Annotated in this window: 22 protein-coding genes; 11 read left to right on the top strand and 11 right to left on the bottom strand. The window is 52.6% G+C overall.

What is annotated here, in order from left to right:
• Position 1: 1 nt before the first annotated feature.
• Positions 2–211, bottom strand: a complete 210-nt coding sequence (gene cspE / locus ACOTY9_RS10470) for a transcription antiterminator/RNA stability regulator CspE (protein ID WP_002439184.1) — start codon at positions 209–211, stop codon at positions 2–4.
• A 190-nt stretch (positions 212–401) separates the two neighbouring features.
• Positions 402–977 (bottom strand): lipid IV(A) palmitoyltransferase PagP, encoded by a 576-nt coding sequence (gene pagP / locus ACOTY9_RS10475; RefSeq protein ID WP_014882985.1) that lies wholly within the window; start codon positions 975–977, stop codon positions 402–404.
• Positions 978–1,409: 432 nt separating this feature from the next.
• Between pagP and dcuC the strand changes: the two genes are divergently transcribed.
• Positions 1,410–2,777, top strand: a complete 1,368-nt coding sequence (dcuC, locus tag ACOTY9_RS10480; protein WP_014882984.1) for an anaerobic C4-dicarboxylate transporter DcuC — start codon at positions 1,410–1,412, stop codon at positions 2,775–2,777.
• A 94-nt stretch (positions 2,778–2,871) separates the two neighbouring features.
• On the top strand, positions 2,872–3,681 hold the full coding sequence (gene rna, locus ACOTY9_RS10485) for a ribonuclease I (RefSeq protein WP_032637201.1): 810 nt from the start codon (positions 2,872–2,874) through the stop codon (positions 3,679–3,681).
• On the opposite strand, the gene ACOTY9_RS10490 is transcribed toward rna, so the two are convergent.
• Positions 3,678–4,292, bottom strand: coding sequence for a flavin reductase family protein (locus tag ACOTY9_RS10490; protein ID WP_032637202.1), 615 nt, complete (start codon positions 4,290–4,292; stop codon positions 3,678–3,680). The two genes, rna and ACOTY9_RS10490, sit on opposite strands and share 4 nt — an antisense overlap.
• Positions 4,293–4,561: 269 nt before the next feature.
• Between ACOTY9_RS10490 and rnk the strand changes: the two genes are divergently transcribed.
• From rnk to uspG, 3 genes are all read left to right on the top strand, one after another.
• Positions 4,562–4,972, top strand: coding sequence for a nucleoside diphosphate kinase regulator (rnk, locus tag ACOTY9_RS10495; protein WP_014882981.1), 411 nt, complete (start codon positions 4,562–4,564; stop codon positions 4,970–4,972).
• Positions 4,973–5,111: 139 nt separating this feature from the next.
• Complete coding sequence (gene yldA / locus ACOTY9_RS10500) at positions 5,112–5,201, top strand: small membrane protein YldA (protein WP_350028918.1); 90 nt, start codon at positions 5,112–5,114, stop codon at positions 5,199–5,201.
• 149 nt (positions 5,202–5,350) lie between these two features.
• On the top strand, positions 5,351–5,779 hold the full coding sequence (gene uspG / locus ACOTY9_RS10505; protein ID WP_014882980.1) for a universal stress protein UspG: 429 nt from the start codon (positions 5,351–5,353) through the stop codon (positions 5,777–5,779).
• Positions 5,780–5,818: 39 nt separating this feature from the next.
• Here the strand turns inward: uspG and ACOTY9_RS10510 are convergent, their stop codons facing one another.
• From ACOTY9_RS10510 to ahpC, 6 genes are all read right to left on the bottom strand, one after another.
• Positions 5,819–6,586 carry a dimethyl sulfoxide reductase anchor subunit family protein gene (locus ACOTY9_RS10510; RefSeq protein WP_032637203.1) on the bottom strand — a complete coding sequence of 256 codons (768 nt, stop codon included), beginning with the start codon at positions 6,584–6,586 and terminating at the stop codon, positions 5,819–5,821.
• The gene (locus ACOTY9_RS10515) at positions 6,586–7,143 is read right to left on the bottom strand and encodes a 4Fe-4S dicluster domain-containing protein (protein ID WP_014882978.1); all 558 of its coding nucleotides are present in this window, start codon (positions 7,141–7,143) and stop codon (positions 6,586–6,588) included. Before ACOTY9_RS10515 ends, ACOTY9_RS10510 begins: the two co-directional genes overlap by 1 nt.
• Positions 7,140–9,416 (bottom strand): molybdopterin-dependent oxidoreductase, encoded by a 2,277-nt coding sequence (locus ACOTY9_RS10520; RefSeq protein ID WP_348565692.1) that lies wholly within the window; start codon positions 9,414–9,416, stop codon positions 7,140–7,142. The genes ACOTY9_RS10515 and ACOTY9_RS10520 overlap by 4 nt, the downstream gene beginning before the upstream one ends.
• Positions 9,413–9,988: a TorD/DmsD family molecular chaperone gene (locus ACOTY9_RS10525; protein ID WP_421637339.1), complete on the bottom strand. Its 576-nt coding sequence runs from the start codon at positions 9,986–9,988 to the stop codon at positions 9,413–9,415. The genes ACOTY9_RS10520 and ACOTY9_RS10525 overlap by 4 nt, the downstream gene beginning before the upstream one ends.
• Positions 9,989–10,174: 186 nt before the next feature.
• Positions 10,175–11,740: an alkyl hydroperoxide reductase subunit F gene (ahpF, locus tag ACOTY9_RS10530; RefSeq protein ID WP_180253451.1), complete on the bottom strand. Its 1,566-nt coding sequence runs from the start codon at positions 11,738–11,740 to the stop codon at positions 10,175–10,177.
• A 185-nt stretch (positions 11,741–11,925) separates the two neighbouring features.
• On the bottom strand, positions 11,926–12,489 hold the full coding sequence (ahpC, locus tag ACOTY9_RS10535; protein ID WP_014882974.1) for an alkyl hydroperoxide reductase subunit C: 564 nt from the start codon (positions 12,487–12,489) through the stop codon (positions 11,926–11,928).
• Positions 12,490–13,105: 616 nt separating this feature from the next.
• Between ahpC and citR the strand changes: the two genes are divergently transcribed.
• From citR to ACOTY9_RS10550, 3 genes are all read left to right on the top strand, one after another.
• Positions 13,106–14,008 (top strand): DNA-binding transcriptional repressor CitR, encoded by a 903-nt coding sequence (citR, locus tag ACOTY9_RS10540; protein WP_023332380.1) that lies wholly within the window; start codon positions 13,106–13,108, stop codon positions 14,006–14,008.
• A 166-nt stretch (positions 14,009–14,174) separates the two neighbouring features.
• Positions 14,175–15,398: a phosphoadenosine phosphosulfate reductase gene (locus ACOTY9_RS10545; protein WP_023332379.1), complete on the top strand. Its 1,224-nt coding sequence runs from the start codon at positions 14,175–14,177 to the stop codon at positions 15,396–15,398.
• On the top strand, positions 15,383–16,009 hold the full coding sequence (locus ACOTY9_RS10550; protein ID WP_014882971.1) for an IbrB-like domain-containing protein: 627 nt from the start codon (positions 15,383–15,385) through the stop codon (positions 16,007–16,009). The genes ACOTY9_RS10545 and ACOTY9_RS10550 overlap by 16 nt, the downstream gene beginning before the upstream one ends.
• Here ACOTY9_RS10550 and ACOTY9_RS10555 read toward each other — a convergent pair whose 3' ends face one another.
• Positions 16,010–17,170 (bottom strand): pyridoxal phosphate-dependent aminotransferase, encoded by a 1,161-nt coding sequence (locus ACOTY9_RS10555; protein WP_348565693.1) that lies wholly within the window; start codon positions 17,168–17,170, stop codon positions 16,010–16,012.
• 121 nt (positions 17,171–17,291) lie between these two features.
• Between ACOTY9_RS10555 and ACOTY9_RS10560 the strand changes: the two genes are divergently transcribed.
• The 3 genes from ACOTY9_RS10560 to ACOTY9_RS10570 are packed head-to-tail and all read left to right on the top strand — an operon-like array spanning position 17,292 to position 19,131.
• Positions 17,292–17,906 carry a methylthioribulose 1-phosphate dehydratase gene (locus ACOTY9_RS10560; RefSeq protein WP_014882969.1) on the top strand — a complete coding sequence of 205 codons (615 nt, stop codon included), beginning with the start codon at positions 17,292–17,294 and terminating at the stop codon, positions 17,904–17,906.
• Positions 17,903–18,592, top strand: a complete 690-nt coding sequence (mtnC, locus tag ACOTY9_RS10565) for an acireductone synthase (RefSeq protein ID WP_014882968.1) — start codon at positions 17,903–17,905, stop codon at positions 18,590–18,592. The genes ACOTY9_RS10560 and mtnC overlap by 4 nt, the downstream gene beginning before the upstream one ends.
• Positions 18,589–19,131: a 1,2-dihydroxy-3-keto-5-methylthiopentene dioxygenase gene (locus tag ACOTY9_RS10570; RefSeq protein ID WP_050863296.1), complete on the top strand. Its 543-nt coding sequence runs from the start codon at positions 18,589–18,591 to the stop codon at positions 19,129–19,131. Before mtnC ends, ACOTY9_RS10570 begins: the two co-directional genes overlap by 4 nt.
• A 52-nt stretch (positions 19,132–19,183) precedes the next feature.
• Here the strand turns inward: ACOTY9_RS10570 and ACOTY9_RS10575 are convergent, their stop codons facing one another.
• Positions 19,184–19,654: an SRPBCC family protein gene (locus ACOTY9_RS10575; RefSeq protein WP_014882966.1), complete on the bottom strand. Its 471-nt coding sequence runs from the start codon at positions 19,652–19,654 to the stop codon at positions 19,184–19,186.
• Between the last annotated feature and the right edge of the window lie 23 nt (positions 19,655–19,677).

Here is a 19,677-nt window from a genome sequence, read left to right on the forward strand (position 1 = left end):
ATTACAGAGCGATTACGTTAGCAGCAGAAGGGCCTTTGGCACCGTTAGTGATTTCGAACTCTACGCGCTGACCTTCAGCCAGAGTTTTGAAACCATTAGACTGGATTGCAGAGAAGTGTACGAACACATCTTTGCTGCCATCTTCAGGAGTAATGAAACCGAATCCTTTGGACTCATTAAACCACTTAACGTTACCTTTAATCTTAGACATCAAAATTACCTTTACATTAAAAAACGACACAAATGCTGTGTCGGTTACCAGTACAACAATTGTGGGACCTTTTGTCCAGCGGATCTTTGACAAAAAGTGACTAAAGTCGCGTTAATTTTCACTGGCAGATTTTTATCGCCTAGGAATCAATGCCTGCGCGTTTTTTCACCAGCTGGTAACCTTTTTTCAGTCAAAACTGAAAACGCATCCAGGCGAAGTAAACGTTACCGTTGTTGTACGTCCCGGGGATGTAGGTCATCTGGAACGTTGCCGGGCCATAGCCAATCGAGGCCAAAGGCAGCAGCACGGGGATCGGAATGTAGTTCCAGTTATCACGCGCCGTCACTCCTGCGGTATAGCCTAACCCGACGTGGAAATTCTCGTCCGCCAGCGGGCGCCACGTTTTCTCCCAGCCGTAACCCCCAATCGGTTCCCATTTATTAAACGAGTCTTTAAAGGCCATCAGATAGATGCCGTGCCAGTTTCCTTTCTCATCCCAGCGTGACTGACCAAAACCAGCCCCCCACGGGCGCTCGTTGTATTTATCTGTTTTCTCTTTGTCATAAGCAAAGCGCGCATGCCACGTTATTGCCGGTACATAGAGATCATAATGTTCAGGTGCTGACCAGGTCTGCGAAACATTATCCGTAAAAGTAGAGAACCAGCCTTTATTCGTCGCGTTGTCTTCTGCCTGTGCAACAGATGAAAACGTTAACTGACCAAAAATAAACAATAAAAGAGAGAAAAAAGTATTACGTAAGCTCACAATGCAATTACCATTCTTAATATTCGAAGCAAAGTTTACCACACAATAGTTGAACCATGTCTTAACGGCATCAGCACTACTCCTAAATATCAGGCCTCTTTTCGGGAATATTCTTAAGGCAGCGTTCAGGCTGGCCCAAATAAACCTACAATATGTATGACTATAACATTTTCATCCATCCCGATTAACAGGCCGAAAAACACATAATTTTAACATTTTGTTATCATTAAAGAGACATGCTACGCTGTTTCTGGCGGTCAACTTCCTGATGACATAAATGCCTGGGCCATGGCAAAAACGCTGTGATACTGTTCTTTAGTCGTCTGTTTATTGATTTTAATCAGCAAGGGCAGGCCATTAATTCGGCACATTTTCATCCTTCTTATTTTATTAATTTTTTTCTACCTCAGGGCACAGGATACAGGGGAAACCATGCTTACGTTTATCGAACTCCTTATTGGGGTCGTCGTCATTGTCGGTGTAGCCCGCTACATCATTAAAGGGTACTCAGCCACGGGCGTTTTATTTGTTGGCGGCTTAACTCTCCTGATTGTCAGCGCATTAATGGGGCATCAGGTATTACCTGCCAGCGCAGCCAGCACGGGTTATACTGCCACGGATATTGTTGAATATATTAAAATACTGCTCATGAGCCGTGGCGGCGATCTCGGTATGATGATCATGATGCTGTGCGGTTTTGCCGCCTACATGACCCATATCGGCGCTAATGACATGGTGGTTAAGCTTGCCTCGAAACCCCTGCAGTATATTAACTCCCCGTATCTGTTAATGGTTGCCGCCTATTTCCTCGCTTGTCTGATGTCGCTGGCCGTTTCATCGGCCACCGGTCTTGGCGTACTGTTAATGGCCACGCTGTTCCCGGTGATGGTGAACGTGGGCATCAGCCGCGGTGCAGCGGCAGCCATTTGCGCATCACCGGCCGCCATTATTCTTTCCCCAACCTCTGGCGACGTTGTGCTGGCCGCCAAAGCAGCCGAGATGTCGCTGATCGACTTCGCCTTTAAGACCACGCTGCCGATCTCGATTGTCGCCATTGTGGGAATGGGGGTCGCGCATTTCTTCTGGCAGCGCTATCTCGATAAAAAAGAGAACATCAGCCATGAGATGATGGATGTAAGCGAAATCACCACCACCGCTCCAGCGTTCTACGCCATTTTGCCGTTCACACCGATTATCGGCGTGCTGATTTTTGACGGCAAATGGGGTCCACAGCTGCACATTATTACTATTCTGGTCATCTGTATGCTGCTGGCTGCCGTGCTGGAATTCGTGCGCGGTTTCAACACGCAAAAAGTCTTCTCCGGCCTGGAAGTAGCGTATCGTGGAATGGCGGATGCCTTCGCGGGCGTGGTGATGCTGTTGGTTGCGGCAGGCGTGTTTGCCCAGGGTCTGAGCACTATTGGCTTTATCCAGAGCCTGATCTCCATCGCCACGTCGTTTGGCTCAGCCAGTATTATCCTGATGCTGGTGCTGGTCGTTCTGACCATGCTGGCGGCGATGACCACCGGTTCTGGTAACGCGCCGTTTTACGCTTTCGTTGAGATGATCCCTAAGCTGGCTCACTCCTCTGGCATCAACCCGGCTTACCTGTCTATTCCGATGCTTCAGGCCTCAAACCTGGGTCGCACCATCTCTCCTGTTTCAGGCGTGGTCGTTGCGGTTGCCGGTATGGCAAAAATCTCTCCGTTTGAGGTCGTCAAACGCACGTCAGTCCCGGTGCTGGTTGGCCTGATCATCGTCATTATTGCTACCGAAGTGCTGGTTCCCGGCGCTGCCTAAGTAAAATTCCTGATTTCCAAAAAGCGCCTGCTGGCGCTTTTTGTGCTTTAATAACTCCCAAAAATTAATCGAGCACAACCAATCAGGAAATCACATGTTCAGGAAGGATATCGTTATCTCGTCTGGCGCAGTTGCGCTTGCACTCAGTGTCTTCTCCGCACAGGCAGAACCGCTCAACGCTACGCAATATGGCGATTTCGATCGCTATGTACTGGCGCTGTCCTGGCAAACCGGGTTTTGTCAAAGCATGGTTGAGCGTAACCGCAATGAACCGGATGAATGTCGTCTGCAAAAAGAGAGCGAAAATAAAGCCGATTTTCTGACCGTCCACGGGTTATGGCCTGGTCTGCCGAAATCGATAGCGGCACGAGGCGTGGATGAACGTCGATGGATGCGATTTGGTTGTGCAACGCGTCCCATCCCGAATATGCCGGAAGCAAAGGCCAGCCGCAAATGTGCTGCTGCCGAAACCGGGCTGTCGCTTTCCGGTGCGGCAAAACTTAACGAGGTGATGCCGGGCGCGGGCGGAAACTCCTGCCTGGAACGGTACGAATACGCCAAGCATGGCGTCTGTTTTGGTTTTGATCCAGATGCCTATTTCGGCACCATGGTGAGAATGAATCAGGAAATGAAAAACAGTGCCGTCGGTCAATTCCTCGCGGCTAACTACGGTAAAGCCGTCAGTCGTCGTGATTTTGACAACGCCATTGCCAAAAGCTGGGGCAAAGAGAACATCAAAGCCTTTAAGCTGACCTGTAATGGCAACCCGGCCTATCTCACCGAGATGCAGATTTCGCTGAAAGCAGACACCATTAACCAACCGCTTTCCGCAACGTCCTTTGCCCCGCAGCCACATCCCGGTAACTGCGGAAAACAATTTGTCATTGATAAAGCCGGTTACTAACCCACCACCGGGCGCACCATATCGAACCGGTGTTCATCACTGATCCCATAGTACGCCGTCGGCCCACCCGCTCGCAGGATGGGCTGCGCTTTCGCCGTCTGGTATATCCCCTCTTCCAGTAGCGTTTCCGCTATATGGATCCCCACCACTTCACCCAGCACCAGCCAGGTATCAACCGGGGTGCCATCGGCTCCGGTAAGCTGAATGCACTGAGAAAGGCGGCACTCAAAATTGACCGGGCTTTCCGCCACACGAGGAGCACTCACCAGTTGGCTTGCGGCGGGGGTTAATCCTGCAAAGGTAAATTCATCCCGATCGTGAGGAAGCGTAGCCGAGGTTTGATTCATGGCATGTGCGAGATCGCGCGTCGCCAGATTCCAGACAAACTCCTTTGTCTCGTGAATATTACGCACGCTGTCTTTCCAGCCGTTGCTGGAAAAGCCGATGATCGGCGGGCGATAGTTAAAACAGTTAAAGAAGCTATACGGCGCGAGATTCAACTGACCGGCCCGATCGCAAGAGGAGATCCAGCCAATCGGACGGGGACCAATAATGGCGTTCAGCGGGTCATGCGGCAGGCCGTGCCCCTGAGACGGTTGATAGAAGTACATAGTGCTCTCTCGTTGATGGGGCAGACACGAATAATGCTTCGCGCAACACCCGGGTTCAGGATACTCAGCGTAACGCAATCCGCCTGGAATTAAGACTGGAAAAATTTCAGCGAAAATTCATATGGGACATCAATGTGACCTTCATCACTTCAAACTTGAGCGTTCAGCCAGTATCATCGGGTAAGTTAAACCCTCGCTGCCAGACGGCGAGGGTTTTCTTTTGGATTGGTTTCTGCGTTAGACGCAGCATTAACGACATGGAGTAAAAAATGTCCAGACCCACCATTATCATCAATGAACTCGACGCAGAACGTATCGACCGATTGCTGGAAAAAGCCGAATTCGCCTCACTTCCGGTGGCCGATGCCCTGAATGAGGAACTCGACCGCGCGCAGATGTGCACACCTGAGTCAATGCCGCATGACGTGGTCACCATGAACAGCCGGGTAAAATTCCGCAACCTGACCACCGGTGAAGAGCTGACCCGTACGCTGGTTTATCCGGCTCAGATGACTGACAGCAGCGCGCAGCTTTCGGTTCTTGCCCCTGTCGGCGCCGCACTGCTGGGACTGCGCACAGGAGATACCATCCACTGGGATTTACCGGGCGGGGCCTCCACTCATCTGGAAGTGCTGGAGCTGCTCTACCAGCCAGAAGCTGCGGGCGATTACCTGCGTTAATCCCTTCTGAACAAGCGCCCACTCGCTTTGCACAGAGGATGCACCCGCATCCTCTTTCCGCAAATTCACCTGATTTTCCTATATCACCCTTATTCCCCTTAATACACGCTTAATCTGTTTTGGTGCCGTGGGGACGGTCATGGGTGAGATAGTGGTTATCACATTCATTTTTTTACTTTTTGTGGCCATCATCGTCTCGGCTGTGCTTTACCTTGAACGCCACTGGTGAACGCTCACGTCACCGCTCTGCCCCGCACTCTGCGCAATGATTTTTTTCGCGGCATCACGATCGTCATCAAAATTGACGGAGTGATTACAGAATCCATAACTATTTTGTGGTTGAATGATTTCAGCGTTTATAAACAAGGAGAAACGGGTATGTATCAGAGAATCATTATGCCGGTTGATGTTTTTGAAATGGAACTGAGTGACAAAGCAGTGCGTCACGCGGAATTTCTCGCACAGCAGGACGGAATCATTCACCTTTTACATGTCTTGCCAGGCTCTGCCAGCCTGAGTCTGCACCGCTTTGCCGCCGATGTGCGTCGCTTCGAAGAGCACTTACAGCACGAAGCCGAGACGCGCCTGCAAACCATGGTCGGGCATTTCAGCATCGACCCGTCGCGCATCAAAACCCACGTCCGGTTCGGTAGCGTACGCGATGCCGTCAATGAACTGGCCGCGGAGCTGAATGCAGACGTGGTGGTGATCGGTTCACGCAATCCTTCCATCACCACTCACCTGCTGGGGTCAAACGCCTCCAGCGTGATCCGCCATACCCACATTCCGGTGATGGTGGTCCGTTAACTGCCCATAAAAAACCCCGCTTGCGCGGGGTTTTGTTTATCAGTACAGATGACCAATATTGACGATGGTACTGACGGTATCACCGAAGAAGGTCAGGCGGCTGAGCACCACGCCCACCAGCAGGATAACAAATACGGCTTTCTGCATCGGATGGCGCCTTAGCGACAACGTGAACCCCACGACGCAGCACAGCAGGCTGCCCAGATAGAGCGGCGAGCTTAACCAGGCGTGAGCGGTCATTTTCATGATGATGCCGCCGCTGAGCCAGAGTACCGGAGCGGCAATCAGCAGCGCCATCAGGGCGATAATGCCCTGACGCAGTGCGACAGCTGACGCTTTCATCCCGAGCAGCGGCGTGGCTGCACAGCCCAGCACCCAGACGGTGGCAAAAAACAGCATCATGGTGATGCCGTTGGCAATGGCCTGCATCGCCGGCGCGGCGTAGGTCATCCCCTGCACCACCACCAGCAGTATCCCGAACAGGGACGCCAGCAGCGCTGCGCCTTTGTTGCCTTTCGTAAGGAAAGCCAGGCCAATTGTGCCGCCATACAGCGTCGCGCCGAGAATCTCACGACTCAGCCAGGCATGTTTCAGGTTGATTAACGCATTATAAGCGTGTTCCGGGTGCGCCAGATGCAATACCGCGGCGATGGAGGCAACCCCCAGGATCAGCCCCGTGATCAGCCAGTGAAGACGGTTGCCCTGCACTTCGCCACGCAGCGTGCGCCAGCTCAACAGGAGCGTCATCCCAACGGACATCTGGCTCAGCACGGTAAAAATCACTAACGGCAGTTCGTACTTTTCCATTATTTATCCCCCGGCTGTTTCGGCTGACGGGCCAGAATGAAGCGCGTACCCGGATTAAGCTGCGGCATTTTTGGGAAGCCCGGCGGATACTGCACGGCATTATTTGGCAGCGGATCGGCATCCAGATCGATCAGGGTCAGCGCCCCAACCGGACAGGCGTTAACGCAGGCAGGATTCAAGCCGATATCCAGGCGTTCGTAGCACATGCTGCACTTCTCGGCCTTCTGCGTTTCCTCATTGAAGCGCGGAGCGCCATACGGACAATTGCGGATACAGTTTTTACAGCCGATGCAGCGCTCAGGGTTATGCACCACCACGCCATCATCACGTTTGGTGTAGGCTTCCACCGGGCACGCCGCCAGACAAGCGGGGTTTTCACAGTGGTTACAGGCCAGCGAAAAGAACGCACGCTCCTCATGCGGGTAAATTTCTTTATCCAGCGGGTAGACATAGCGCCAGAAACGTTCGGGTTCGAGCTGGTTGAAGCTCTTACAGGCCATGGCGCATCCGCGGCAGCCAATACATTTATCACTGTTCACTAAAAATGCGCGTCTCATGCGTCCGCTCCTTCATTGGCAATGAGGACAATATCGACAAACTGATCGTGAATAGCCGCGCCCGGTGCACCGGTGGCCATTTTACCCATATCGGCCGGGGTATCTTTCACCACGTTCTGCACGTTATAGCTGAGCTTGTTGAACCAGGATTCGTACATGACCAGGAAATCTTCCGGTACATTGGTGGTGACTTTGGCACGCAGTTGAACCTCGCCGATCTCGTTGAATACCCGCACTGTCGCCAGGTCTCGGATCCCCTTTTTCTTCGCAGCAACCGGGTGGATATAGACAAAGGGCTCCGGCCAGAAGACCTGCATCCAGTCAAGGTTAACGAACTGCGAATGCAGGCCGTACTGCAGGTGCGGCGTAAAGAGCTGGAACGGCAGTTTACCTTCTGCGGCTGGCAGATATTCCGGCAGTGCTTTATGGCCGTTCTCTTCGCAGCGCGCGGATAAAAACTCATACTTGCCTGACGGCGTTTTGAACTTCCGATCGTGCCAGGCTGCGCTGCTCGGCATTTTGGCCTTCACCGGCCCCTTCAGCAGATCGTCCCAGGAGCTGATGCCAAACTGCTTCGCCAGCCCGTCGTTGAATTCCAGATCCAGCCATTTTTTCTGGTCAACATCCTGTGGGAAGGTGCAAGAGCCCGGTTCCATTTTGTTGATGGTACGGGAGAGCAACACGGCAATATCCAGGTCGCTCTTGCATTCGTACATCGGCTTGATGGCAGGTTCGTTTACCGTCAGCCAGTAGTGCCAGTAAGACGAAGAGGCGCTCCAGTGCTCGAAGGTGGTGGTGACAGGCAGAACGATATCCGCGTGCTGAACCGTCTCGTTAAAGAACTGATCCACGCACACCACCATTTCCAGCTTGTCGAACGCTTTTTTCATCTTGTTGCGGTCGAAGTCCTGGGCAAACGGGTTCTTACAGGCCACCCACAGCATGCGGATAGGGGGATCGTTGGCGTCCAGAATGCTTTGCGCAGTCTGGTTCAGGTTGAGCGCGCGGTCAGAGTACTTGCGCTTTTCGCCGCTATCGCTGACAAACTCGCCCACCGGGCCTGATGCCCCTTCCATCCCTACAGAACCCACCGGGGGTGTCTGCGTCATTGCATGGTAGTTATAGCCCCAGGTCTGCAGATGGCCGTAGCGAGCGCCACCGCCTTCTACGCCGATATTGCCGGTCATGGCGACAAAGGCATCAATCGCACGCACGTTCGCGCCGCCGTTCACGTGGCGCTGCATACCGTAACCAATCCAGACGGTGGAAGGCTTAACCGCCGTGAACTCCTCGGCAAGCTGGCGAATCACATCCGGCGCCAGACCACAAATTTCCGATGCCCACTCTACCGTGATGTTGTTGAGCAAGTACTGCTCAAACTCCGGATACCCGTGCGCGAAATGATTGACGAACTCCTGGTCCACGCGGCCGGTGTCCACCAGATGGCGCGCCATACCCAGCGCCAGCGCACCGTCTGAACCTGAACGCACGCGCAGATAGAGGTCGGCTTTCGCGGCAGTTTGCGAGAACAGCGGATCGATAACCACCACTTTCGCCCCTTTCTCGCGGGCCTGATAGATGTACTTCATGGTGTGCATGGAGCACCAGGCCGGGTTCGCCCCCCAGAGGATAATGTATTTGGCTTTAACCAGATCTTCCGGGTCGTTACACCACATGTCGCCCATGTCGTAGTGCTGTGCGTCAATGCCCGCAGGCCAGCACGGCGTACCGGCAAAACGCGTGGTGTAGCCGAGCGAGGACATCATCCCCTCCACGGCATAGCTCATCACCCCCAGGTTGCCGGAATATTTGGTCAGCGCCAGGCCAAGCAGGGAGCCATCTTTCTTTTTGATCTCCAGCATCTTGCTGGCGATCCGCTGCATGGCCTCATCCCAGGAGATGCGTCGCCATTTGCCGCTGCCGCGTCCGTCCTGAATCATCGGGTATTTTATACGGTCCGGCGAGTAGACCCGGCGTGGGTAGGTCAGCCCTTTCACGCACGGCGCACCGTGGGTAAAGGTGGATTCGCTTGCCCCCTCGACGAAGGTAATCACGTCATCTTTCACCCACGTTTTTAAGCTGCAGGTGTCATAGCAGTTACGCGGACAGGCGTTACGGAAGATTTTGTAGGTTTTCGGGTTAAACGGAATGGGCGGTTGTGCCATGGCACATCGGGAGGATAATAATCCGCCGGGTAATGCGGCGACGGTACCTAGCGCAATCAGTCCTTTTAAAAAGGAGCGCCGGTTAAGCTGCCCATTATCAATAGTCATAATATTACTCTCATTTTTAATTCATCAAACCAATTAGTCAGTAGCACGGCGAGGCATTTAATTACGGCTGTTTTCGCACAATCCTTTATTTTTGCGATAAATGCCGGGAGCCATAATTCGAGATGCGCGCGGACAAAACGGGTAAGTGCTTCATGATATTGCGGTGAATGTCTGGCATGCACTAATAGCATCACGGCCAGTTCAATTTCATAGCTGATATGGTCGTCGGGGACGCTATTTTCCGCGGTGACGGACAGCCCAATGCTCTGCAGGAATTCGCGCACGCTCAGCGTCGTCGCCCCCATCAGCAGAGGCTCGTCGTCCAGATAAACCGAGGCATAAGGTGGCGCCAGCAGCGTCGCCGGGCCGACAAACAGCGCATTAAAGTCATACTCGACGTTTAACGCCTCATCCTGCGGCCAGGACTCACTCTCAGGGAAAAAATAGCGTAACGAGGCGCATCGCGAGGTCATATCCGCCGCGTTGAAGAAATCACGAAACATCAACCCCTTTATTTCAAAGGGTGTTAACGCCTCATATATTGAAGGTGTGAATATATCTTTATCATTCATGTTAAATATAAATATTTATCAACAGAAAACGACGAGATATTATCAGCAGGCTTATTAATTTCTTTGATCGAAGCAGGTAGTTAACGCATGAAGCGTTCAATCACGACAATAATTGAGAATAAAAAAAACCAATAAAAAAGCCACCCCATGATGAGGTGGCTACTGCAGGTATCGTCTTACTTTTTTTTATGCGGTTTTGGTGCGAATCAGATAGTCAAACGAACTCAGGGACGCTTTCGCACCTTCGCCCGTGGCAATGATGATCTGTTTGTACGGCACGGTCGTACAGTCACCTGCGGCGAAGACGCCTTTTACGCTGGTTTCACATTTCGCATCAATGATGATCTCGCCCATACGGTTGCGCTCAATCGCGCCTTCCAGCCAGGTGGTGTTTGGCAGCAGACCAATCTGCACGAAAATCCCCGAAAGCTGAACGCTGTGCACGTCGCCGCTGATGCGGTCACGGTATTCCAGGCCGGTCACTTTGCTGCCGTCGCCCTTCACTTCCGTGGTCTGCGCGTTCAGGATGATGTCGACGTTTTTCAGGCTGCGAACTTTATCCTGCAGAACCTGGTCGGCCTTCATCTCTGGCGCGAACTCCAGCAGGGTCACATGTTCCACAATCCCCGCCAGGTCGATAGCCGCTTCCACGCCGGAGTTACCGCCGCCGATCACCGCTACGCGTTTACCTTTAAACAGCGGACCGTCACAGTGCGGGCAGTAGGTCACACCTTTGGTGCGGTACTGATCTTCACCCGGAACGTTCATGTTGCGCCATTTCGCGCCGGTGGCAATGATAATGCTACGCGCTTTCAGCACCGCGCCGGATGCCGTTTCAATCTGGTGTAAACCGCCTTCGACCGCAGCAGGAACCAGCTTGCTGGCGCTCTGGCTGTCGATGACATCCACGTCATAGTCGCTGACGTGCGCTTTAAGTGCGCCAGCCAGTTTCTGGCCTTCGGTTTTCGGCACGGAAATGTAGTTTTCGATGTCCACGGTATCCAGTACCTGGCCGCCAAAGCGTTCACCCATCAGACCGGTACGGATCCCTTTACGCGCGGAGTAAACCGCCGCTGCCGCGCCCGCCGGGCCGGAACCGACGATCAGCACATCGTAGGCATCACGTTTGTTCAGCGCTTCTGCTGCGCGTTTTTCTGCGCCGGTATCCACTTTGGCAACAATTTCCGTCAGCGTCATGCGGCCCTGACCAAACTCCTGACCATTCAGATAGACCGCCGGCACGCCCATTACGTTACGCTCGGTGATCTCATTCTGGAACGTACCGCCGTCAATCGCCGTGTGTTTAATGCGCGGGTTCAGCACCGACATCAGGTTCAGCGCCTGCACCACGTCCGGGCAGTTGTGACAGGAGAGTGAGTAATAGGTTTCAAACTGGAAATCACCGTCGATGTCGCGGATCTGCTCCAGCAGAGCCTGCGCTTCTTTAGACGGATGCCCACCGGTCCACAGCAGCGCCAGCACCAGTGAGGTAAATTCATGCCCCAGCGGAGAGCCGGCAAAGCGCGGCCCCTGATCAGAACCCGGGTTGGCGATCAGGAAAGAAGGCTTACGGACAGCAAGCGTATTGTCTTCTTTGAAGGTCACTTTCGGTGACAGTTCAGCGATCTCTGCCAGCAGTTCCTTGATCTCTGCCGATTTCGCGCTGTCATCCAGCGTGGCAATCAGCTCAACAGGTTTGGTCAGTTTCTCAAGGTAGGCCTTGAGCTGGGTTTTCATATTCGCGTCGAGCATTGTTCTTCCCTCTCTTAAGACGTCATCATGCAAGCTGCCTTATAGGGGCGGCCTGAATGCAACTTGCATCATGGTGCTAATGAAATGGGCGCGGGCGCGCCCATGGATTGCCGGGTGGCACTTCGTTTACCCGGCCTACGATACTGTAGGCCTGTGCAAACGCGGCGCCGCCAGGCTTTGCAGACTTAGATCTTGCCGACCAGGTCTAAAGATGGAGCCAGCGTCGCTTCGCCTTCTTTCCATTTCGCCGGGCACACTTCGCCTGGGTGGGAAGCCACGTACTGAGCGGCTTTCACTTTACGCAGCAGGTCAGACGCATCACGGCCGATACCTTCAGCGGTAACTTCGATAGCCTGGATAATGCCCTGCGGGTCAACAACGAAGGTCGCGCGGTCGGCCAGACCTTCATCTTCACGCATATTGTCGAAGTTACGGGTCAGGGCGCCAGTCGGGTCGCCGATCATCGCGTATTTAATTTTCGCGATGGTTTCAGAGCTGCTGTGCCACGCTTTGTGGGTGAAGTGGGTATCGGTAGAGACAGAGTAAACGTCTACGCCCAGCTTCTGCAGTTCTTCATAGTGGTCAGCCACGTCACCCAGTTCGGTCGGGCAAACGAAGGTAAAGTCAGCCGGATAGAAGAAGAACACGCTCCAGCGACCTTCAGTATCTTTCTCAGTGACTTCAATGAACTCACCGTTTTTGAACGCCTGGTTTTTGAAAGGTTTAATTTTGGTATTAATCAAAGACATCTGTACTTCCTCCGTGTTTTCGTTGAGATGTAAGGTAACTAACTTTGCTCATCGGGGCTAATGCGTTTGCTTTATCAAATCAATCAGCCATACCTAACAACATCAACAAGACAGTAAGGTGAACCTTTTAAAGGAAACGCCAAAAGTAAAAAGGCCGCCTCTACGGGCGGCCCTTTTACCTGAATTCCCCGCAGGTACATTCAGTGCCAGCTTAAGCTGGCGTTGCGTTGCGCTCTACGCCCTTAACATCAAGGTGGTAACAGCCGTTTAATTACACCATCCGTGCCAGGCTTGAGCAATCCACGGGAGAGGCATTCCTGCCTATGGCTGTGATAGGCAGTTTCGAACATAATGACGGGGCGTTATAAATTAATTTTTATTATAAAAATAACTCAATATATAAATGACAATTGTCAATTAAAGTGCCTCTTAGTGAGATAAAATTATCTTAATCATCTTTGAAGTACTATTTTAATAATCTGACGTCGTGATATATTAAGGCGCGTTTAATTTAAAATTAAGAGAGTTAACCGAAAGGATTGTAAATGGTTAACTTCAAACTATAGTTATCAGTGATATGATAACCCATGCAAACACGGCATCCTCAGGACGACACATGGCAAATCTCTACGATCTTAAAAAATTTGATCTCAACCTGCTAGTCATTTTTGAATGTATCTATCAACATTTGAGTATCAGTAAAGCGGCTGAGACGCTCTATATTACCCCCTCAGCAGTGAGTCAGTCACTGCAACGTCTGCGCGGACAACTCAACGATCCCTTGTTTATCCGTTCAGGTAAGGGCATCACCCCCACTACGGTTGGCGTCAACCTTCATCATCATCTTGAACAAAACCTCAATCAGCTTGAGCAAACCATCAATATGATGCACAGCAACGGGTTGAAGAAGAGCTTTGTCATTTACGGTCCGCAGTTTATGACGCCTAAAATCATGCTGGATCCGATGAAAATCCTGATCGAGAAATATAACTATCAGGTTGAGCTGCATGATGTCTTCCTTGCCCCGGACTCAGCAGAAGACCTGCTGGCATACCGAAAAGCGGACCTTGTCTTCTCTTTCGCCCCGCTGAATAGCCGTTCAACGGCCTGCTGCTTGTTCCAGCAGATGTCTTTTACGCTGGTTTGCCGTCAGGATCACCCCCGCCTGGGTTTACAGGCGACGCGTGACGAAATTCTTCAGGAAAAATTTACGGCCTACCTGAGTGATGAGTTGAGCGTAAAGAATTTTCAGGAGCATACTGAGCAACTGCTTCCCGAACGAAATATCCTGTTCCGCAGCGACTCGTTTATCTCACTGCTGTCGATGATAGGCAATTCCGATCTGATTGGATTAGCCCCTACGCCAGCCTATGAGCAGTATGGTCCGGCATTAAATCTCCGTAAGATTGAGACTGACATTACCTTCCCGACAGTCCCGGTTTATATGATGTACAATCGCTCAGCACTGAATAATGCTTCCTTCTCCAATTTTATTGATGACTTAAACTTACCCCAATAATTATAACTGACTGTTTTCAGCAGTCAGTCCTTTTTATATATTCACAAGGGAAATGTATTTAGCGTAATTATATGATTAATTTTTACCTATAATTATCTTCTTTCTAAGAGTATCATCCCCATTATTCATGCGCCATCTGATCAGTATCACTCAGTAATGGATTGATATGTCACTTTACAAATTTCCATTGAATCAAAACGTAGTCGATGCCACGCAAGAGCGAATAAAATGGACCCTGGAGAATTTATCCAGGGTGTGCGTCTCTTTTTCAGGGGGAAAAGATTCCACCGTCATGTTACATCTGACGGCATTATGCGCTCGTAAAATGAAACGCAAAATAGACGTTCTCTTTATAGACTGGGAAGCGCAATTTACTTACACCATTAATCATGTCGAACATATGCGCGCCTTATACAGCGATGTCATCGATCGTTTCTGGTGGGTCGCGCTTCCCCTCACCACGCAAAATTCCCTGTCGCAATTCCAGCCAGAGTGGCAATGCTGGGAACCCAATACCGAGTGGGTACGGCAACCGCCTGACGATGCCATAACAGATCCCGCCTTTTTCCCCTTTTACCAGGGGGGAATGTCTTTTGAGACCTTTGTGCGCAGTTTCTCGGACTGGTTCTCTCTCAACCGACCGGCCGCCGTCATGGTCGGGATACGCGCCGATGAGTCATACAACCGTTTTCTGGCTATCGCATCAGCGCGTAAACAACGCTTTGCCGATGATAAACCCTGGACGACCGTCGCCCCGGGTGGGCATGCCTGGTATATCTATCCTCTCTACGACTGGAAAACCGCGGATATCTGGACCTGGTTTGCAAAAACCGGCAATAGCTATAACACACTTTATGACCTTATGTATCAGGCCGGCGTACCACCGCGCTATATGCGCATCTGCGAACCTTTTGGCCCGGAACAGCGTCAGGGCTTATGGCTCTATCATGTTGTAGAGCCCGAACGCTGGGCGACCATGTGCGCACGCGTCAGCGGCGCGCGCAGCGGCGGAATTTACGCCGGGCACGACAACCATTTTTACGGCCACCGCAAAATACTCAAGCCGGACCATCTTTGCTGGCGGGAATATGCCCTGCTGCTTCTCGACAGCATGCCGCAGAATACGGCCGAGCATTACCGCAATAAAATCGCCATATATCTGCACTGGTACCAGAAGAGGGGCATGGAGGATATTCCCGATACCCAGGAGGGCGATATCGGTGCCAAAGACATCCCTTCATGGCGCCGCGTTTGTAAGGTTTTACTTAATAACGACTACTGGTGCAGAGCGCTGTCTTTCAGCCCAAACAAACCCAAACATTATCAGCGCTACAGCGACAGAGTGAAGGCAAAACGCAAGGAGTGGGGCATTTTATGCGACAAAGAATAATCAACGAAATCGAAACGTACCTTCAGTCACTTCCTGAAGAGGACCAAATTAACGCCATTAATGCCTTTCGCCAGGCACTGCATAAATATAGCCCGTTTAACGATCAACCCATCGACTGCGTATTGTGGATCAAACAGGACGCTATCACGGCTAACGATTACAACCCCAATAATGTGGCCCCACCGGAAAAACGGTTGCTCATTAAGTCGCTGGAACTTGATGGATTCACCCAGCCTATTGTTGTAACAGAAAACGAACCACAACATTATGAAATTGTGGATGGTTTTCATCGTCATGAGATTGGCAAAAGTCGGGCTGCGTTAAAGCGCAAGCTGAAGGGTTACCTGCCTGTCACGTGCCTGCGTCAGGAACGACTCGGTAAATATGACCGCATGGCCTCGACCATCCGACACAACCGCGCACGCGGGCGGCATCAAATTAACGCGATGTCTGAAATCGTTCGAGAACTTGCGCAGCTTGGCTGGAGCAATGAAAGAATTAGCGAAGAGCTCGGTATGGATGGTGACGAGGTGCTGCGTCTCAAACAAATCAACGGCCTGCTGGAACTGTTTGCAGACCGTCGTTACTCAGAAGCCTGGACGGTGAAATAATCAGAGCGTGTTCAAACGCTCTGCCGCGGCCAGTAGCGTCGATTCCTGCTTCGCAAAGCAGAGACGAATCAGTTTATGCGGAAAAGGATCGGCGCAGAACACCGACAATGGAATAGCGGCCACGCCGACTTCTTTTGTCAGCCACTGGCAGAAACTGACATCATACAGATCGGAAATGGCGCTGTAGTCAGCCAGCAGGAAGTACGTCCCTTCGGAAGGCAAAATTTCCAGGCGGCTTTGAGCCAGTGCGGTCACAAACAGATCCCGGCGTGCACGGTAAAAATCCGGCAGGTCGCGATAATGCTGTGGTTCATCGCGTAGCATGTCCGCCAGCGCCAGCTGAGCCGGGGTATTCACCGCAAACGTCAGGTACTGGTGTACCTTACGTAACTCAGCGCTGATGGCGGCAGGTGCCACGCAATACCCCACCTTCCAGCCGGTCATATGGTACGTTTTGCCAAATGACGACACGGCCACGGCACGTTCACGAAGCTGCGGATGGGCCAGCACGCTGGCGTGCCCTTCTTTAGTAAAACAGATGTGCTCATACACCTCGTCGCTCAGGACATAAATTTCACGCTCGGCAATGGCCTGCCACAGCGCGGCAAAATCGTCTTTCTGCCACACGCTCGCAGACGGGTTATGGGGCGTATTCAGGATCACCAGCCGCGTTTTATCGCTCAGCAGCGCAGCGAACGCCCGCCAGTCCGGGCGGAAATGCGGCGGCTGCAGCGCCACGCGTTTCACCACGCCGCCAGAGAGTTCAACCGTAGGCGCGTAGCTGTCGTAACTGGGGTCAAAACAGATGACCTCATCGCCCGCGCGCACCAGCGCGGTGATGGCCGCATACAGCGCTTCGGTCGCCCCTGCCGTCACCGTAATGTCGCTATTCGCATCCGGTTTATGGCCATACAATTCCGCCGTTTTATCCGCAATGGCTTCCCGCAGCGCCTGCACGCCCGTCATCGGCGCATACTGATTTGCTCCCTGCGCAACGTGGTACGCCAGTCGTTCCTGCAACCAGGCCGGTCCGTCAAAATCCGGGAATCCCTGAGAGAGATTAATGGCGTTGTGCTGCTGCGCCAGTGCGCTCATCTGCGTAAAGATGGTGGTGCCGAGATTAGGAAGTTTACTCTGAGGAATCAATGCGTTATTACTCATTATGCGGTGCCTGCATGTAATACTTATGTTGCTGCCACTATAACACGATGTTACCATTTGGCAATCAAGACGCTTAGACGTCTATACCATATCAATATTCCTGGTCGAGAGGTAAAAGGCAATGGCAGACAACCTGCAACTCACACAACTTGTCGACGCCTGCCGCTGGATTGGCGCCAAAGGCTGGGCACCCGCCACCGGTGGCAACATGTCTGTGCGACAGGATGAACACCTCTGCTGGTTGAGCGAATCCGGTAAAGACAAAGGCAGCCTGACCACGGCGGATTTTCTGCAGGTCGAGATCGCCACAAACCGTGCGCCATCAGGCCGCAAGCCGTCGGCAGAGACCGGGCTACACACCCTCATTTATCGCCTGTTCCCCGAGGCCAACGCTGTCCTGCACGTTCACACCGTCAACGCGACGGTGCTGTCACGTCTGGTCAGGGAAACCGAGCTGAACATCAGCGGCTTTGAGATGCAAAAATCGCTTACCGGACAGGCCACCCATCTGGATACCGTCTCCATCCCGGTGTTTGATAATGACCAGGATATCGACGCCCTCGCCTCGCGAATCGCCCATTACGCGCAGGAACGCCCGCTTAATTATGGTTTTCTTCTGCGCGGTCATGGCTTAACCTGCTGGGGACGCGATGTGGCCGAGGCCCGCCGCCATCTGGAAGGACTTGAATTTCTTTTTGAATGCGAAATGCGTTTACGACAACTGGAGAGAGTATGATTCGCGCAATTGTGACGGATATTGAAGGGACCACCAGCGATATCCGTTTTGTCCACGATGTTTTGTTCCCCTACGCGCGTGAGCGGCTGGCGGCGTTCGTCACCGCGCAGCAGTACGCCGAGCCGGTCAAATCCATTCTGGACAATCTGCGCGATGAAATCGGTAACCCGCACGCCAGCGTCAGCGAGCTTATTGACGCCCTCTTTGCCTTTATGGATGAAGACCGTAAATCCACGGCGCTCAAAGCGCTTCAGGGGATCATCTGGCACGATGGCTACGTGAATGGCGACTTTACCGGCCACCTCTACCCGGACGTCCTGCCTGCGCTGGAAAAATGGAAAGCGCAAGGGATTGATCTCTATGTTTATTCCTCGGGATCGGTCGCCGCACAGAAACTGTTATTTGGCTACAGCGACGAAGGTGATATTACTCATCTGTTCAGCGGCTATTTTGATACCCACATCGGCGCCAAGCGCGAGGTGGCGTCTTACCAGAACATTGCGGCCCAAACGGGCATCGCGCCGTCGCAGATCCTGTTCCTGTCAGATATTCATCAGGAGCTGGACGCGGCTGAACAGGCAGGCTTTCGTACCCTGCAGCTGATTCGCGGCGATGATGACGGGGCAAGCCATCACCATCAGGTTCACCAGTTTGACGAGATAAACCCGGAGCAGATCCCTTCATGAGCGCATTAACTGTCTATTCTGATAAAGACGCCAGTCAACCAAAGTGGCACAGCACCGACGCCGCCGAGATCGCCCGGCAGCTCAACGCCAAAGGCGTACGTTTTGAACGCTGGGACGCGGACCGCGATTTAGGTCAGGATCCCGCCCCGGAGGCGGTGATCGAGGCTTACCAGCATGCGATCGACAAACTGGTGGCAGAGAAAGGTTATCAGAGCTGGGACGTCATCAGCCTGCGGGCCGATAACCCACAAAAAGACGCGCTGCGCGCAAAGTTCCTGAGCGAACATACTCACGGCGAAGACGAAGTGCGCTTCTTCGTGGAAGGCGCGGGATTGTTCTGCCTGCACATTGGCGATGAGGTCTATCAGGTTTTGTGCGAGAAAAACGATTTGATCTCCGTACCCGCCGGCACGCCGCACTGGTTTGATATGGGCTCAGAGCCGAACTTTACCGCGATCCGTATTTTCGATAACCCGGAAGGCTGGGTTGCGCAGTTTACCGGTGATGCGATCGCGGATGCGTATCCACATCTGGCATAATCTTTTCTCCCTCTCCCTGTGGGAGAGGGTTGGGGTGAGGGCTTAACGCGCACTACGCGTTAAGCCCTTTCACATACCCCACCAGCTGATCCAGCACAATCCCCCACCCTTCGTGGAAGCCCATCTGTTCATGCTGCTCACGAATTTCCTTCGTCGGGTGGCGCGCAATTGCCGTATAGCGGGTTTTGCCCTCGCCCACCTCCTCCAGCAGCAAAATCGCCGTCATAAACGGCTTCTCGGCCGGTTTCCAGCCTTCCGTATAACCGTCGGTAAAGACCAGTTTTTTTCCCGGGTCGATTTCAAGAAACACACCCCGGTTATCCATCCGCTGTCCGTCCACCTCAAATACGGTATTGAACCGACCGCCCACGCGCAGGTCGAGGTCGCATTCGGTCACTTTATGGGGAGCAGGAATGAAGAAGTTTTTGATGTGCTCGGGCGTGGTCCAGCAGAGCCACAGCAGGTCGCGCGGTGCATCCACCACGCGCTCCAGTTTTAAGTCAGTATCAGGATCAAGCGTCACGATATCGTCCTCTAAAGGGAACC

It is taken from the genome of Enterobacter cloacae complex sp. SHL012, assembly GCF_049237505.1.
GTDB classification, from domain to species: Bacteria; Pseudomonadota; Gammaproteobacteria; order Enterobacterales; family Enterobacteriaceae; genus Enterobacter; species Enterobacter kobei.